Origin of the sequence: Phormidium pseudopriestleyi FRX01 (genome assembly GCF_017313335.1) — a bacterium.
Lineage (GTDB): Bacteria > Cyanobacteriota > Cyanobacteriia > Cyanobacteriales > Laspinemataceae > Laspinema > Laspinema pseudopriestleyi.
The window spans coordinates 1-16,406 of the sequence record NZ_JAFLQW010000564.1 but is presented as its reverse complement, the minus strand read 5'-3'; the positions used below and the strand labels follow the sequence as shown (position 1 = coordinate 16,406).

Below are 16,406 nucleotides of genomic sequence, written 5' to 3'. Positions count from 1 at the left end.
TTGAACCTCCCCACGTCTAAAGCCGGGGGATTCCTGCCTACCCCAAAGGGCGACAGTGGGACATTCAAGTATCCCGCTAGACCATCAAAACAACTATCCCCGAAAAAAGAGATGATGCAATTTGGCTTACTTCTTTATTGTTCTTGCTTTCGGAATTCACCACTAAGCCAGGTAGGTACGCTCTGCATTCTGATATTGCTTGTCAGTTGTATAGGCTTGCTGCTCAAGGCAGTAGTGACTTACTGTGCCGGAATTTCACCGAAGACTAGAATGCAATAATCACGCAGATGATTATTCTTACTCGCTTTTACTATTTTAACACAGTCGGCTCATATCCCCACGGATAAATCCGGGGGCTTTACGCCGATTCTCGGTAAAATTGTAAAGCGAATTGGGATCGTTTCACGCCAATCTTGCTAAAAAGTCGCCAAAAATCTGAGTGGGGCCGTGGGCTGTTTAGGGCCTCCCGGGTGACTCTCGACTCTAAGTCAGGAGTTTTGTGTTACTCATCCTTGATGAGTTGTATTAATTTTAATGAAGAAATGATGGAAGTGCTCACTACAAAAATTCGGTGGAATCACCCTTAATCACCCTCAGCGGGACTTTCCTAGGAAGCGCCGGATCTTATATTCTGATTCCCATTGATAAAAGTCTATAGAAATTGTTATGGTTCTGGGATGATTTTGGGATCAATTTGTAGCCGAAACAGCCATTTTAAATATAAAATTAAGTAACTCTCCTACCACCCTAAAGGGGATAGCGGTTTTCAATATGGTTCAAGCTACTATCTCATATACCATAGGCTTTATCAAACAAGAAGCTCGTCAACTGGTCAAACAAGGCATACTCAGCCGCCAACAGCCGATTTATACCCTTTGCAAGTACATTCCCGCTCGCGAATGGGGAAACATCGAGCTAGAGTTAGAACACCATGATTTTTTGCTGCGCGATCGCATCTGTGACTTGTTAGGTCGGGAAGATTGGTGCGACGAGTAAGGTTGGATTAGGTCCACCCTCACCGTTGTGGTTTAATTTACGGGTTAGGCATGAACCCCACCGCCCTGGGATATCCTGGGTGGGGTTTCTGTTGTACTCTGAGAATGGCGATCGCTTTTTTTGAAATGCAAAAAGCTTCTGATATCAGAAGCTTTCTATCACCCACTCTCACTTATCACCCAGGATACTCCCTGTAGGCAGGCCATAAGCGACCCCTCCAGGTCAAATTGGAGGGATAAAGCTAGACTTTTCTACACGAGTCCTGCTGCTTCCCGAGCAGCTTGTGCTTCATCGGGATGAATGTTCAGACGAGTGAGATTGATCCGACCTTTGTTATCAATATCGCGGACTTTAATCACGACTTGATCACCCACGGCGAGTTCATCCTCAACTTTGCCGACTCGATAATCTGCAATCTGAGAAATGTGAACCATTCCTTCTTTTCCAGGGAGGAATTCCACAAACGCACCAATCGGAATAATCCGAGTAACCGCACCCAAATAAACATCCCCAGCAGATAACTTGCGGGTCATGTTTTGGATAATCGTCACCGCACGCTGTGCCTTTTCACTTTCGATCGCCGAAACTGTGACGGTTCCATCATCTTGGATATCGATTTTGGCACCAGTTTCCTCGGTAATGCTCTTAATCATCTTACCGCCGGGTCCAATCACCATGCCAATGAATTCGGGGTCAATTTTGATGGTTAATAGGCGTGGCGCGTAGGGTGAGAGTTCCTCGCGAGGAGTATCAAGCGTTCCCAGCATTTTTTCCAGGATATGCAGTCGTGCGGGTTTCGCTTGCTGAATCGCCGCCGCGATCGTCTCCATCGGCAACCCGGAGATTTTCATATCCATCTGCAAGGCAGTGATCCCCGTGTCGGTCCCAGCTACCTTGAAGTCCATATCCCCGAGGAAGTCTTCAATCCCTTGGATATCGGTCAAAATCCGAATTTCGTCTCCCTCTTTAATCAAACCCATTGCCGCACCGGAAACAGGTTTTTTGATGGGAACGCCAGCATCCATCAGGCCCAAAGTCGAACCACAAACCGACCCCATCGAGGTAGAACCGTTGGAGGAGAGGATCTCAGAGACAACACGAATCACATAAGGGAAATCCGTATAGTCCGGTAAGACGGGAAGTAAGGCCCGTTCTGCCAAGGCTCCATGACCAATTTCCCGGCGTCCAGGCGATCGCATCGGTCGAGTTTCTCCCACAGAATACGGCGGGAAGTTGTAATGGTGCAGATACCGCTTTTCATCTTCCGGATGCAGGTCATCGGCTAAATCTTGGGCATCTCCAGGAGTTCCCAAGGTCACCAAGGACAACACCTGAGTTAATCCCCGGTTAAATAAAGCGCTACCATGAACCCGCTGGGGCAACAGTCCCACGCGACAAGAGACAGGCCGTACTTCGTCCAGTTTGCGACCATCGACGCGGACGCCATCTTCCACAATCTGCCGCCGCATCAGTTTCTTGGTGACTTCTTTAAAGACTTTCCCCAGCGCTTTGCTATCAGAAGTTGCCGCAACCCTGACGGGTTCTTCTTCGGGCATCTGGGCAATTTGCTCTTTGATGGTGTCTTTAATCTCATCTAAGCGCGTATCCCGGAGGTTTTTGTCTAAATACTGAGACAAAATCTCTTTAATCCCGTCTGTTGTTCGTTCTTGAATGAACGTTTCCAGGGTCTTATCAACCTCTTGCGGTGGCTCAATCACCTGCACAATTCCCAACTCTTCCATGATTTCTCGCTGCGCTTGAATCAAATCGCAGGTGGCTTCATAGCCGAAATCAATGGCTTCGATGATATCCTGTTCGGGAAGCTGATTGGCACCGGCTTCCACCATGATCACTCCATCGGGACTCCCGGCTACCACCAGGTCCAAATCTCCCGAGGTGATTTCTTTATAAGTGGGATTAATGATAAAATCATCGCCCACCAAACCGACGCGCACGGCTGCCATTGGACCATAAAAGGGAATTCCGGCCAACTGCACCGCCACCGAAGCACCCGTCACCGCTAATACATCCGGGGGTACTTGGGGGTCCATTGACCAGGTTGTGGCGACAATTTGAATATCATCCCGAATCCACTGGGGAATCAAAGGCCGCAACGGACGGTCAATCAATCGACAGGTGAGGGTGACTTTTTCCGGTGGTCTTCCTTCCCGGCGTAAGAAGCCCCCAGGAATTTTTCCCCCTGCATAGAGGCGTTCTTCGTAATCGACCAACAAGGGGAGAAAATCTATCCCCTCTCTTCCCTGAGAACGGGTCGCTGTCACGAATACAGCCGTATCTCCCGACTGAATCAATACTGCACCACCTGCCTGGGGTGCAAACAACCCTATAGTGAGTCGAATATCCCGTCCATCAAAGGATATTGACTTTTCAATTTCTTTCATGCAGTCCTTTTTCCTTCTAATTCGCTCTCTTTTCTTTTCTGTGGCAATCGTAACACTTCGCCACGATCCCTGATGATGTCGCCCGGTATGAGCGCAGCGGTTTGGGCTTGAGTGCATCTTTCCTTCTTTGGGTCCGCCGCCCCTGCGCGGATGCTTTCTTTGGGTACTCTTCCCCTTAAGCAAGCCTTATTGATCCATTTTAGCCCACGATCGCAGCTTTAAACCCCAGAGAATAATCCCCGCCATCCGGTAAAATCTTCATCGGATCAGGGACAGGACTCACTCGGTTTGGATGCCCTCAGACTCGGATGAAGTGGCCCGGGTAGGGGGAATCTGGCGATCGCCCGCAGTCCGAGGGCCGATCGCCTCCGGGGGTTCATCCAAGCTCACCCCCGTTCATGGCGAGATGCGATCGGCCTGAATTCGATGTCTGGGTTGCCCGAAAAATGTTAAATTGAGTCCAGTCTGATTCCAGGGAATTTGAATTGCGCCGGTAAATTACAACCCGTTCCATTCAATTATCCTGGGTCAACTGTTATCAATTCCCTCTTTTTTAATCTAAAATTTCACCCAAGCGTTTTAAACAGACCCATTTGATAATAAGTCGTCAGTAGTCAGAGGATTTTTCACAGGCATGGCAATTTTACATGGCAGTTGGATTCAATCAGGGGATTCAACCGAAGGCAAACAAATCGGTGAATATTTATTAATTTGGGGAGAAATTTGGCGGCGATTTATACCCGATGAAACGGCAAGTTTCGGTCAGGTACTCGCCCATCCTTTAGCGATGAGTTCCGCGGAATTCATCGAATTTATCAACAGCTTGAACGCACAAAATCGCTTGTCCTGGGAATTGCCCGAGGGGGCGAACCCGACTCCCACAAAAGGCAAAAAAGCCAAGAAAAAGGACACAAAACTAGAGGTTAATCCTTGGCAGACGGTGACGATCGCCCTGCCAACTTCTCTAACTTCCACTCAGGGTCCAGTTCCCCTCCATTCCGGCAGTCAACCCTCAGAAGAAGACTTCGCTTTGTATCCTTGGCAGGTGGAGGGACTCTGCCTCAATCCTTCAGAGGCGATCGCATTTTTATCGGCTTTGCCGTTAGGTACTCTTGACCCCGCAGACAATTTTATTGGGTCTGATTTGCGCTTTTGGTCCCATATTGCCCGGTGGAGTTTGGACCTCCAGGCGCGATGTAAGTTTCTCCCCCAAATCCAACGCCCCCTAACCGGAGGGGCGATCGCCCATTGGCAACCCCTCCTCGATAGCGACACCGATCGCAAACGCCTCAACCGCTTCAGCAAACAGATGCCAGTCGCCTGTCGTACCTATCAACTCGGGGACCTAGAGGAATTGGCGGTCCAATTTCCCCCTGAACCCCAAGAGTTGCTGCAAGGATTTCTCTCTCAGGCCCTAGATATTCGCATCCGGAAGGCGGCTAGAGAGGAATCGATGCCAAATTTGGTCTCCCCGGTGAAAGAATGGCTGCAAGGGTTAGTTTCTGAACCTGGGATGATTTCCGGGGAACCGGAGGCGATCGCCAAAATTGAATCGGCGATCGCCACCTGGACCGCCCCAGTCGCCCCTCATCTCGCCGGACAGCAACCGTTTCGCGCCGCTTTTGAACTCGTCCCCCCAGAATACGGCGATAATCGCTGGACTCTACAATATTTCTTGCAATCCGTCGATGATGCTTACTGTTTAGTCGATGCCAAAACCATCTGGAACAATCCAGTGGAACAGTTTGTATATCAAGGTCGAACTATTGAACAACCCCAGGAAACTTTATTGCGGGGATTAGGATTAGCCTCCCGCCTATTTCCCCCCTTGGAAGCGAGTTTAGATACGCAATGTCCCCAATCTTGTGCGATCGCGCCTCTACAAGCCTATCACTTTATTAAATCCGTCACTTGGCGTTTTGAAGATAGTGGATTAGGCATCATTTTACCCGAAAGTCTCTCCCCTCGGGACGGTTGGGCGACTCGCTTAGGATTATCAATTCGCGCCGAGAGTCCGACTCGTCCTCAAGGAGGATTGGGTTTACAAAATCTCCTGAATTTCAAGTGGGAATTAACCATTGGTGGACAAACAATTTCAAAGAAAGAATTTGACCGATTAACTGCCCTGAATTCTCCTTTAGTTGAAATTAATGGAGAATGGGTGGAACTGCGAGACCAAGATATTCGCGCCGCCTCGGACTTTTTCAAATCCCGCAAAAATCAGATGTCTCTAACCTTAGAAGATGCCTTGCGGTTGGCAACGGGAGATACCCAGGTCATGGAGAAACTCCCGGTGGTTAAATTTGAAGCCGGGGGACATCTGGAGGAATTACTCAATACCATTACCAACAAGCGATCGCTAGAAGATTTAGAAGTTTCTGCCAATTTCAAAGGCGAACTGCGACCTTACCAATTACGCGGCGTCAGTTGGTTGGCTTTCTTGCAAAAATGGGGTTTAGGCGCTTGTTTGGCCGATGATATGGGATTAGGTAAATCTATTGAAACTATTGCATTCCTCCTGTATTTGCAAGACCAAAACGAGTTAAATAATCCAGTATTATTAGTTTGTCCTACCTCCGTCTTAGGCAACTGGGAACGAGAAATTAAAAAATTTGGACCCAAGCTCAAAGTCATGGTTCATCATGGGGATAAACGGGCAAAGGGGAAAGCCTTTGCTAAAGCCTTAGAAGGCAAAAATTTAGCGATTACCAGTTATCCCCTGGTTTATCGCGATGAAAAAGAATTGCGGAGTATTCCCTGGGATGGGATTATTTTAGATGAAGCTCAAAATATTAAGAATTCCCAGGCGAAACAGTCGAAAGCGGTCCGAGATTTGATTGATGTAGAAACCCAACCGTTTCGGATTGCTTTAACGGGAACTCCGGTAGAAAACCGACTGCAAGAATTGTGGTCAATTATGGATTTTTTAAATCCGGGTTATTTGGGGGCCCGACAATTTTTCCAACGGCGTTTTGCCACACCCATTGAGAAATATGGGGATACAGATTCTTTGGAGGCATTGCGATCGCTGGTTCGTCCCTTTGTCTTGCGTCGCCTCAAAAGTGATAAAACCATCATTCAAGATTTGCCGGAAAAACAGGAGAATCCAGTGTTTTGTGGACTGTCTGTGGAACAGGCGCAACTCTATCAGCAAACCGTGGATAGTACCCTAGCTGGAATTGATGCGGCAGAAGGCATTCAGCGGCATGGTTTGATTTTGGCTTTGTTGGTTAAATTGAAACAAATTTGCAATCATCCAGCCCAGTTTTTAAAAGAAAAGACTCTGAATGAACCCTCGCGATCGGGTAAATTGGTGCGCTTAGAGGAAATGTTAGAAGAGATGCTGGCGGAAGGCGATCGGGGCTTAATCTTCACCCAATTTGCCGAATGGGGGAAACTTCTGCAACCCTATCTCTCCCAAAAATTAGGACGAGAAATTCTATTTTTGTATGGGGGAACCCGCAAAAATCAACGGGAAGAAATGGTCGATCGCTTCCAACTAGACCCCCAAGGACCACCGATTATGATATTATCCATCAAAGCTGGTGGGGTGGGTTTGAATTTAACCCGCGCTAATCATGTATTCCACTATGACCGATGGTGGAATCCTGCTGTGGAAAACCAAGCTACAGACCGAGTATTTAGAATTGGACAAACTCAAAATGTGCAAGTGCATAAATTCATCAGTACCGGCACATTAGAGGAGAAAATTCATGATTTGATTGAGAGTAAGAAAGAGTTAGCCGAACAAGTTGTAGGGGCAGGAGAACAATGGTTATCAGACTTAAATAGCGATAATTTACGAAACTTACTCATCCTAGATCGCAACGCCGTCATCGATGAAGATGACAAATGACAAATGACCAACGACCAATGACCAACGACCAATGACCAATGACCAATGACCAATGACAAAAAACAAATGACAAATTACACCCAACCGGATAAAGAATGGTGGACCCAACAATGGCTAGACTTGCTCAATTCCTATCGCTTTAAAAAGCGTTTAGAACGGGCAAGAGTCTACGCTAGAGAGGGAAATGTTCTGAGTATCGACTTTGAAGGACAAAAGGTACTAGCACAAGTCCAAGGTACGGATCCGGAACCGTATAAAGTGTCTCTCTGGTTAGATCCATTAACCGATGAAGATTGGAATTATGTGATTCAAGCGATGGCAGAACGGGCAATTTTTTCAGCAAAACTCCTCTCAGGGGAAATGCCACAAAACATCGAAGAAGTGTTTGCTGCTAATGGGGTAAGATTGTTTCCCTTTACCCTGGAACAAGTCAATTCCCGTTGTAGCTGTCCGGATAAAGCCAATCCCTGTAAACATATTGCAGCGGTGTATTATTTGTTAGGCGATCGCTTTAGTGATGACCCATTTGTACTCTTTCAATTACGGGGACGCACCCAAGCCCAAATTCTCGCGGCATTACGGCAGATTCGAGGGACGGATACGAATGCAGAACCAGCGGAATCTAAAGTCAAAGAACATAAATCAAAACTGCATAAATCTCCTCTAAAAGTAGAGAAGTTTTGGCAGTATGACGACCAGTTAGAATCTGGATTAGTGGTGATTGCCCCTGCGCCCAGTAGTGAAACGGTGTTAGATGTTTTAGGACCAATTCCGATAAAACCGGCAGCAACGAGACAAGCGGTGATGCAGTCATTAACTAGCATTTATCAAACCGTTAGTCAGCAGGCGATTTTATCGGCATTAAATCGCGAGGGATGAGAAATTTAACCGAAGAAATTGCTAATTCTACTCTAAAAATGCTGCCGGATCCTAACTGACTTTCTACGGTAAGATTAGCTTGATGTTTTTTGCCGATCGCCTGGACAATTGCTAAACCCAATCCAGTTCCCCCAGTTTTACGGCTGCGATCGCTATCCACACGGTAGAACCGTTCAAAAATTCGGGTTTGTTCTCCCGATGCAATGCCAATTCCTGTATCTTTTACCGTAATCACCGCAAGGCGATCGCGCCGAGTTAACTCAATCACAACTTTACCCCCACTCGGCGTATATTGAATCGCATTGGCAATTAAATTAGACACCAACCGATAAAGTTGGGATTCATGTCCTAACACATAAATATCAACATCGGGAATATGACTCACCAGATCCAGTTCAGCAAGGATTGCCAATTCTAAAAATTCTTCGGTCAAATCACTGATTAAATCATTTAAACAGCAAGACTTAAACGGCGTTGGGGATGAATTTTGCTCTAAACTGGTTAACAAGAGTAAATCAGAAATTAAATGACTCAACCGCCGTCCCTGCCTCTCCACCGTTTGCAGCATGATGGGAATTTCCGACTGATTTGAGGGGGGTAATCGTAAAATTGCCTCTACCGTCGCTAACAGACTCGCTAGAGGCGATCGCAATTCATGGGCAGCATTTGCCGTAAACTGTTGCTGTTGCTGATAAGACTGGTAAATCGGCTGTATAGCTAATCCCGATAACCACCAACTCGAAATCATCACCAACCCTAATGCAATGGAAAATCCCATCCCTAAAATCCATCGCATCCGCTGAACTTCCCCATCAAATGCTGCTAAAGTTCGGCCAATTTGTAAGTATCCCCAAGATGGATGAGAATGATGCAGGGAGGAAGACTCACTCGGATCATGATTATGTAAAATAATCGTAAATTGGTGATAGCGAATCCCCTGGGAACTCTGAAACGTTTGCCAGGGTTCAGGGTGGAATGTTCGGGAAATGCCCAGGGGGGGAGTTGGAGAAAAAGCCAGGAGTTTGCCTTGGTGATTAAACAGCCGAATATAGTAAGTATTGCGATCGCTAATTCCGATGGTATGGCGTTGAATTAGCGTCGGACTGATATTACAAGATTCCCCCGCCACACAGAGTTCCGGCAAAATCCGCTTCAAAACCGTTGTCGCTTCCCCAGAAGGCGGTAACATCGGTTCCAAACTATCATGCAACGTCCCGGCGATCGACTCCATTTCCCGTTCCATTGCCTCCCAATTCGACTGAATCAGCGATCGATACAAACTCAACCCCGACAAACTCAAAATCACCGCCATCACCCCGGCATACCAAAAGGCGAGACGGAACCGACTACGGCGAAATAATTGATGACTATTCATTGCCGGAAAGACTCACCGAGACGTATTAAATCGATACCCTTGACCCGGAATGGTTTCAATGGGACAAGGACAATTATAATTGGCTAACTTGCGCCGCAATAATCGCATTTGTGCCGCTACCACATTGCTAATCGGTTCCTCATCCAAATCCCAGAGTTGATACCGAATCTTACTCCCGGAAATGATGCGATCGCAATTTTGCATCAAATAGGCAAACAGTTGAAATTCTTTCACCGTTAACGGAATCAGTTGAGGCGGTTGACTCAACCCGAAACAGAGGACATTATTGCCATAATCTAAGGTAAATCCACCCACCGTCAGGGTTTGGGGTTGGAGTTGAGGCGATCGCCGCTGGAGTGCACGCAAACGCGCCAGTAATTCTTCCATCACAAACGGTTTCACCAAATAATCATCCGCCCCAGCATCCAGTCCCGCCACCCGATTTTCCGGCTGTCCCAACGCCGTTAACATCAACACGGGTAACGGATTTTGATGCAATCTCAATCGCTGACATAACCCTAACCCGGATAACTTCGGCAGCAGCCAATCCACGATCGCCACAGTATAATCAGTCCACTGACTTTCCAGATAGTCCCACGCCTGAACCCCATCCTGAACCCAATCTACGACATATTTTTCATTGACTAACACCTGCTTAATCGCCCGTCCTAAATCCGCCTCATCTTCCACCAGCAGAATTCTCATCTCTCTTTAGGTAACTCCAAAAAATAAAATAGCAATTGTAGGGTGGGCATTGCCCACCTTCTGTTCGGTGGGCAATGCCTCCAAAAAATAAAATAGCAATTGTAGGGTGGGCATTGCCCACCTTCTGTTCGGTGGGCAATGCCCACCCTACTCCTCATCTTCCACCAGCAGAATTCTCATTTCTCTTTAGTTAATTAACTACAGGCTTGATTTTAACCAAGTTTAACCAACGCAGTTCCATTTCATCTCAATTTCATCTACCCTTTGCCAGACTAGGGAGGATTTTTATCCCCTACAGCGAGGGAATCATGGGTTACTCACATCAATCTTTAATTCGGACTATCCTGATCACAACGGTTCTTTTCTCTCTCCCCAAACTGGCTTTATCCCATGTGGGACATGGGGATGAATTCCAAGCCACCGGCGGGATTGAACGGGTAGAAGTGAACCCGGAAATCGACCAAATGTTAGGCATTGTCGTCACTCCCATCGCCCCAGCTACAGATGGTAGCGCCAGCATCCTGGTCCCCATCACTGCCTTAGTGAATGCAGATAACCAGCAACTCGTTTTTGTCCAATATCAAAACTTCTATGAACCTGTTCCCATTACCACCGGCGCAACTCAAGCGGAACTAATTGAAGTCATGGATGGATTATCCGTGGGGGAAAATCTCGTCACCCAAGGCAGTTTATCTCTCTATGCCGAATCTCGCAAAACCCAAACCCCGGATACTGCCGCCACTCCAGAACCCGTAGTCACCCAGAGTACCCCCTTGATTGACGATCCGGCCCCTCAACCCCTGGAAATGGCCCAACAACCTCTGGCAACCACCCCAGCCGAAAGCGGATTTCCGATGGGTTGGTTAGTCGGTATCGCGATCGCAGTCGTACTCTTGGCAACCCCGATCGCCTTAATCAGTACCCGGAAAAAAAAGAACGTCTTTTCTGATGACAAGGGAGATAGTTGAGGTAGCAAATGTTGAATTCAATTCTCAATCTAATCCTAAAAAACTCGATTACTCAACGGTGGATTATCGTCATTTGTGCCCTTTTTGTCACCGTTTGGGGAATCTTCACCATTACCCAAATGCCTCTGGATGTATTTCCTGAATTTGCACCCCCTCAAGTCGATATTCAAACTCAAGCGGCTGGATTGGCACCGGAGGAGGTGGAGTCTCAAATTACCGTTCCCATTGAAACTGCCGTTAATGGTTTGCCGGGAGTCACAACCGTGCGATCGTCCTCCAAAGTTGGACTCTCAATGGTCCAAGTTGTATTTGACCCCAATGCAAATATTTATCAGGCAAGACAAGCGGTTACCGAACGACTTCAACAGATTACTAATCAACTTCCTGCCGGGGTTCATACCCCAGAAATTTCCCCTTTAGCTTCCCCTTTAGCCACCATTTTGCAATATGCCTTTACCGTAACGGAAGAAGGGCAAACTTCCTTAATGGACCTCCGGCATTTCGTCGATACTACCCTCACCCAGCAACTTTTATCGGTGCCAGGGGTGACCCAAATTACGGTGTATGGCGGTGAGGAACGACAGTCACAAGTGCTGGTTGATCCGGCTAAATTGCGATCGCTGAATGTATCCCTGACGGAAGTCGCCCAAGCCGCTAGAGGTGCTAATTCCAATGCCTCGGGTGGGTTTTTGATTGGTGGGGGTCAGGAATTATTAGTCCGGGGAATTGGTCAGGTTAAATCCATCGAAGATTTACAAGAATCGGTGGTCAAAGTAGAAGAAGGCTTGCCGATTTTACTCAAAGATGTGGCAGAGGTGAAAACCGGATCAGCCCTCAAACGGGGCGATGCCAGTTTTAATGGACAATCCGCTGTGGTGATGATGATTAATAAACAGCCTAATATGGATACACCGACGGTTACAAAAGCGGTAGAATCCCGGATGCGATCGCTACAGGAAACCTTTCCTGCGGATATCCAAATTGCCCGCACCTTTCGCCAGTCCAACTTCATTGATTCTGCCATTGGCAATGTCAGCGGTTCTCTGATTCAAGGCATCATCATTGTCTCGGTGATAATGCTGCTATTTTTGATGAATTGGCGCACCGCAGTGATTACCTTAAGTGCCATTCCTCTCTCGTTATTAATTGGCTTACTGTTTATGAAAGCCTTGGGATTGGGCATTAATACGATGACTTTGGGGGGATTAGTCGTTGCCATTGGTTCTGTCGTAGATGATGCGATCGTGGATATGGAAAACTGCTATCGGGGACTGCGAAAGAATCAAGCTCAAGGTCATCCTAAACATCCCTTGCAAGTGGTTTATGAAACCTCCGTTGAAGTGCGGCTGGCGGTGATTTTCTCCACTGTGATTATCATTGTGGTGTTTGCGCCTATTTTTAGTTTAACCGGGGTGGAAGGACGGATTTTTGTGCCAATGGGGTTGGCTTATTTACTCTCGATCGCCGCCTCTACCCTTGTCGCCATGACCCTTTCCCCCGCCCTTTGTGCCATTCTGTTAGCGGATCAAACTCTCCCCCAGGAAGGGACTTTTGTTTCCCGGTTAGCAGAAAGACTGTATCGCCCGTTGCTGAATCTATCGTTGCGATCGCCCCAAATTATTCTGGCAATCGCCCTCGCTAGTTTAGTGGCAACCCTGGCGATCGTTCCCACTTTGGGACAAGTTTTTCTACCAGAATTTCGGGAAAAATCAATGGTCAACTCAATGGTTTTATATCCCGGAGTCTCCCTAGATATGACCCATCGCGCCGGTATTGTCCTGTCCAAATCACTTCAAAACAATCCCCTTTATGACTGGGTACAAGTCCGCGCTGGACGAACTCCTGGAGATGCAGATGGTGCCGGAGTGAGTATGGCTCATGTGGATGTAGAACTCAGTGATTTGGCGTTAAAAGACCGAGAAAATAGTGTTCAAAACCTCCGCGAAAGTTTCCTCAAATTGCCCGGTGTTGCGCCAAATATTGGCGGATTTATTTCTCACCGCATGGATGAAGTGCTCTCGGGAGTCAGAAGTGCGATCGCTGTCAAAATTTTTGGGCCAGATTTAACGGAACTCCGCCGCATTGGTGAACAGGTTCGAGATGCGATCGCGCCGATTTCTGGGGTGGTAGATTTGCAACTGGAACCTCAACTCCCCATTCGCCAAATCCAAATTGAATACAACCGGCAAGCGGCAGCAACTTATGGTTTAACAATGGAACAATTGTCAGAAGTTGTCGAAACCGCGCTCAATGGTCAGGTTGTTTCTCAAGTGCCAGAAAATCAACAATTGATTGATATTTTTATCACCTTGACTGACAATGCTCGCAATAGCTTAGATGCAATGGGCGCAATTCCAATTTCTACGCCAACCGGAGAGATTATCCCACTCCGAACCGTTGCCAATTTAAGTTACGGCATGGGAGCTAATGTTGTCAATCGGGAAAATGTATCCAGGCTGATTGTGGTTTCGGCAAATGTGGCTAATCGAGATTTAGGCAGTGTTGTCGGCGATATTCAAGGTCAAATTCAGGAAAAAGTGACCTTGCCCCAAGGATATTTTATCCAATATGGCGGACAATTTGAATCAGAACAACGGGCGAGTAGTAGCTTATTGTGGTTTAGTATTTTAGCTGCGATCGCCATTGCTGTGCTGATGTTTTTCTCGGTACAATCGCTCCCCGCAACCATCGCGATTATGGTGAATTTACCCTTAGCATTAGTTGGGGGAATTATCTCCATTGCCTTAACTGGCGGCGTGATTTCTATTGCCTCGCTGATTGGATTTATTACTTTATTTGGGGTAGCGGTCCGCAATGGGTTGTTACTGGTTGATAATTACAACACGAAATTTGCCGAGGGAATGTTGCTGAAAGATGTGATTATCAACGGTTCCCTAGACCGAGTGAATGCGATTTTGATGACCGCTTTAACCTCGGCATTGGGGATGTTTCCCTTGGCGATCGCCACCGGCGCAGGGAATGAGATTTTACAACCCTTAGCCATTGTAGTTTTGGGGGGGTTATTTACCTCTACCGCCTTAACTCTGTTAGTGATTCCGGCCCTTTATGCCCAATTTGGGAAACGATTAATGCCTCAACCCAAACCGGCAAACCTGGAAATTCAGTCCGGTTGGAAAAAACCCGACTCTATCCCTCACTGACCAAATTCCAACCGCGCCTTTTCCACAATTTCCGGCGTCACCACATCCAGTTCGGCCTCTCGCGCCAACTGTATGATTCGTTGCCTTGCTTGCGATCGGACGAAATAAGGGATATTCTTGAGCTTGATTTTAGCTTCTTCCGTCCATTCCATGTCATCAAACAAATCAGAATTAGACATAAATAATATCCGGTTAAATGTTAAGTTTTTGAATTGGAATATGTCAATTTACACCAGTGCCATTTATTTTATTGTAATAGGAAATCCCACTTCTCCAACATTTTTAGATTATCTTTTTAACAAAAAAGCTCCTGCTATATGCAGGAGCCTCTAATCATGAACTGATTAGTCGAAATTCATCCTTTAATCCAGGAGAAATTAATCGAGTTCAGTCATTGCCAACACTGCCTCATCTTCACGGTCAATACCGCGTTCAAATCCAGCAGCAGCAGCGCGAGCGCGTCCAGCGTGCCAGAGGTGACCGACTAAGAAGAAGAAGCCCAAGATGAAGTGAGCAGCAGCCAACCAAGCGCGGGGGTTCACATAGTTGAAGCCATTAGCTTCAGTGATGATCCCACCCACAGAGTTGATGGAACCGTTAGGAGCGTGAGTCATGTACTCAGCCGCCCGACGGATTTGCCAGGGTTGAATGTCATTTTTCAGCTTACGCAGATCCAAGCCATTCGGTCCACGCAGGGGTTCCAGCCAGGGGCCACGGAAATCCCAGAAGCGCATGGTTTCACCACCGAAGATGATTTCCCCGGTAGGAGAGCGCATCAGATACTTACCTAGACCCGTTGGGCCTTGGGCAGTACCGATGCTGGCACCTAAGCGTTGGTCACGAACCAAGAAGGTGAAGGCTTGAGCCTGAGAAGATTCAGCGTTGGTGGGGCCGTAAAATTCGCTGGGATAAGCTGTGTTGTTAAACCAAACGAAGGCAGAAGCAATCACGCCCATCAGGGACAGAGCGCCTAAGCTGTAGGACAGATAAGCCTCTCCAGACCAGATGAAGGCGCGACGCACCCAACCAAAAGGCTTGGTGAGGATGTGCCATACACCGCCAATAATGCAGGTGAAGCCAACCCAAATATGACCGCCGATAATGTCTTCCATGTTATCGACTCCGATTAACCAGCCTTCTCCGCCGGTGGGAGCGTTCACTAAATAACCGAATATCACAGCGGGGTTCAGAGTTGGGTTCGTAATTACGCGAACGTCACCGCCACCGGGTGCCCAGGTGTCATACACGCCACCAAAGAACATGGCTTTGAGCACCAGCAACAAGGCACCCAATCCGAGAACGATCAGGTGGAAGCCCAAGATGGTGGTCATCTTGTTTTTGTCGCGCCAGTCATACCCGAAGAAAGAAGAGTAGTCTTCTAAGGTTTCTGGTCCGCGAACGGCGTGGTAGATACCACCGAGACCGAGAACTGCAGAAGAAATCAGGTGTAGAACACCAACGACAAAGTAGGGGAAAGTATCGATGACTTCTCCACCGGGACCCACACCCCAACCTAGGGTAGCTAGGTGAGGCAGCAGGATTAAGCCTTGTTCATACATCGGCTTTTCAGGAATGAAGTGTCCGACTTCAAATAAAGTCATTGCTCCAGCCCAGAAGACAATTAATCCAGCGTGAGCAACGTGAGCGCCCAGGAGTTTACCGGATAAGTTGATTAGACGGGCGTTTCCAGACCACCAGGCAAACCCGGAGGTTTCTTGGTCACGTCCGCCCATGACCAGCGAACTATTGAAAGATGTTTGCACGGATGAGAACCTCTTTATTGCGATCGACAACAGATGATATCGCTTGTTTAGATTTTAGGTTTTAGAGGTGAATTAAATTAAATCCAATCCAAAATCAAAAATCTGCAATCAAATTTTCTACAGAGCGTTACCGCGAGGTAGAACTTCTTCAGGGAACTCAAAGTTTTCGTGAGGCTGGTCAACCGGAGCCATCCAAGCCCGAATCCCTTCATTCAGAAGAATATTCTTGGTGTAGAAGGTTTCAAATTCCGGGTCTTCCGCAGCCCGCAGTTCCTGAGACACGAAGTCATAAGCGCGCAGG

General features: G+C 47.4%; 11 protein-coding genes and 1 pseudogene. 6 read left to right on the top strand and 6 right to left on the bottom strand.

Features of this window, described 5'->3' with window-relative positions; translation table 11 throughout:
- Positions 1 to 771 precede the first annotated feature (771 nt).
- Positions 772 to 996: a DUF4327 family protein gene (locus J0895_RS21445; protein WP_207090031.1), complete on the top strand. Its 225-nt coding sequence runs from the start codon at positions 772 to 774 to the stop codon at positions 994 to 996.
- A gap of 251 nt (positions 997 to 1,247) precedes the next feature.
- On the opposite strand, the gene J0895_RS21440 is transcribed toward J0895_RS21445, so the two are convergent.
- Positions 1,248 to 3,398 (bottom strand): polyribonucleotide nucleotidyltransferase, encoded by a 2,151-nt coding sequence (locus J0895_RS21440; RefSeq protein ID WP_207090030.1) that lies wholly within the window; start codon positions 3,396 to 3,398, stop codon positions 1,248 to 1,250.
- Between the two features lie 292 nt (positions 3,399 to 3,690).
- Between J0895_RS21440 and J0895_RS26545 the strand changes: the two genes are divergently transcribed.
- The 3 genes from J0895_RS26545 (at position 3,691) to J0895_RS21430 (ending at position 8,133) form a co-directional block, all read left to right on the top strand.
- On the top strand, positions 3,691 to 3,819 hold the full coding sequence (locus J0895_RS26545; protein ID WP_277989883.1) for a hypothetical protein: 129 nt from the start codon (positions 3,691 to 3,693) through the stop codon (positions 3,817 to 3,819).
- Between the two features lie 213 nt (positions 3,820 to 4,032).
- Positions 4,033 to 7,254 carry a DEAD/DEAH box helicase gene (locus J0895_RS21435; protein ID WP_207090029.1) on the top strand — a complete coding sequence of 1,074 codons (3,222 nt, stop codon included), beginning with the start codon at positions 4,033 to 4,035 and terminating at the stop codon, positions 7,252 to 7,254.
- A 66-nt stretch (positions 7,255 to 7,320) separates the two neighbouring features.
- Positions 7,321 to 8,133 carry an SWIM zinc finger family protein gene (locus J0895_RS21430; protein WP_207090028.1) on the top strand — a complete coding sequence of 271 codons (813 nt, stop codon included), beginning with the start codon at positions 7,321 to 7,323 and terminating at the stop codon, positions 8,131 to 8,133.
- On the opposite strand, the gene rppB is transcribed toward J0895_RS21430, so the two are convergent.
- Together rppB and rppA are read right to left on the bottom strand one after the other, a co-directional pair.
- Positions 8,090 to 9,508: a two-component system sensor histidine kinase RppB gene (gene rppB, locus J0895_RS21425; RefSeq protein WP_207090027.1), complete on the bottom strand. Its 1,419-nt coding sequence runs from the start codon at positions 9,506 to 9,508 to the stop codon at positions 8,090 to 8,092. The genes J0895_RS21430 and rppB overlap by 44 nt on opposite strands.
- A gap of 12 nt (positions 9,509 to 9,520) precedes the next feature.
- Entirely contained in the window at positions 9,521 to 10,213 is a 693-nt protein-coding gene (gene rppA, locus J0895_RS21420) for a two-component system response regulator RppA (protein ID WP_207090026.1), read from the bottom strand.
- Between the two features lie 308 nt (positions 10,214 to 10,521).
- Here rppA and J0895_RS21415 point away from each other — a divergent pair, with 308 nt between their 5' ends.
- Both J0895_RS21415 and J0895_RS21410 read left to right on the top strand, forming a co-directional pair.
- On the top strand, positions 10,522 to 11,181 hold the full coding sequence (locus J0895_RS21415; protein WP_207090025.1) for an efflux RND transporter periplasmic adaptor subunit: 660 nt from the start codon (positions 10,522 to 10,524) through the stop codon (positions 11,179 to 11,181).
- A gap of 8 nt (positions 11,182 to 11,189) precedes the next feature.
- Positions 11,190 to 14,342, top strand: a complete 3,153-nt coding sequence (locus J0895_RS21410) for an efflux RND transporter permease subunit (protein ID WP_207090024.1) — start codon at positions 11,190 to 11,192, stop codon at positions 14,340 to 14,342.
- Here J0895_RS21410 and J0895_RS21405 read toward each other — a convergent pair.
- The 3 genes and pseudogenes from J0895_RS21405 to J0895_RS21395 all read right to left on the bottom strand — a co-directional run.
- Complete coding sequence (locus J0895_RS21405) at positions 14,336 to 14,521, bottom strand: PCP reductase family protein (protein WP_207090023.1); 186 nt, start codon at positions 14,519 to 14,521, stop codon at positions 14,336 to 14,338. The genes J0895_RS21410 and J0895_RS21405 overlap by 7 nt on opposite strands.
- A gap of 198 nt (positions 14,522 to 14,719) precedes the next feature.
- Positions 14,720 to 16,075 carry a photosystem II reaction center protein CP43 gene (psbC, locus tag J0895_RS21400; protein WP_207090032.1) on the bottom strand — a complete coding sequence of 452 codons (1,356 nt, stop codon included), beginning with the start codon at positions 16,073 to 16,075 and terminating at the stop codon, positions 14,720 to 14,722.
- Between the two features lie 147 nt (positions 16,076 to 16,222).
- A pseudogene (locus J0895_RS21395) lies at positions 16,223 to 16,406 on the bottom strand (photosystem II D2 protein (photosystem q(a) protein)); the annotation flags it as partial.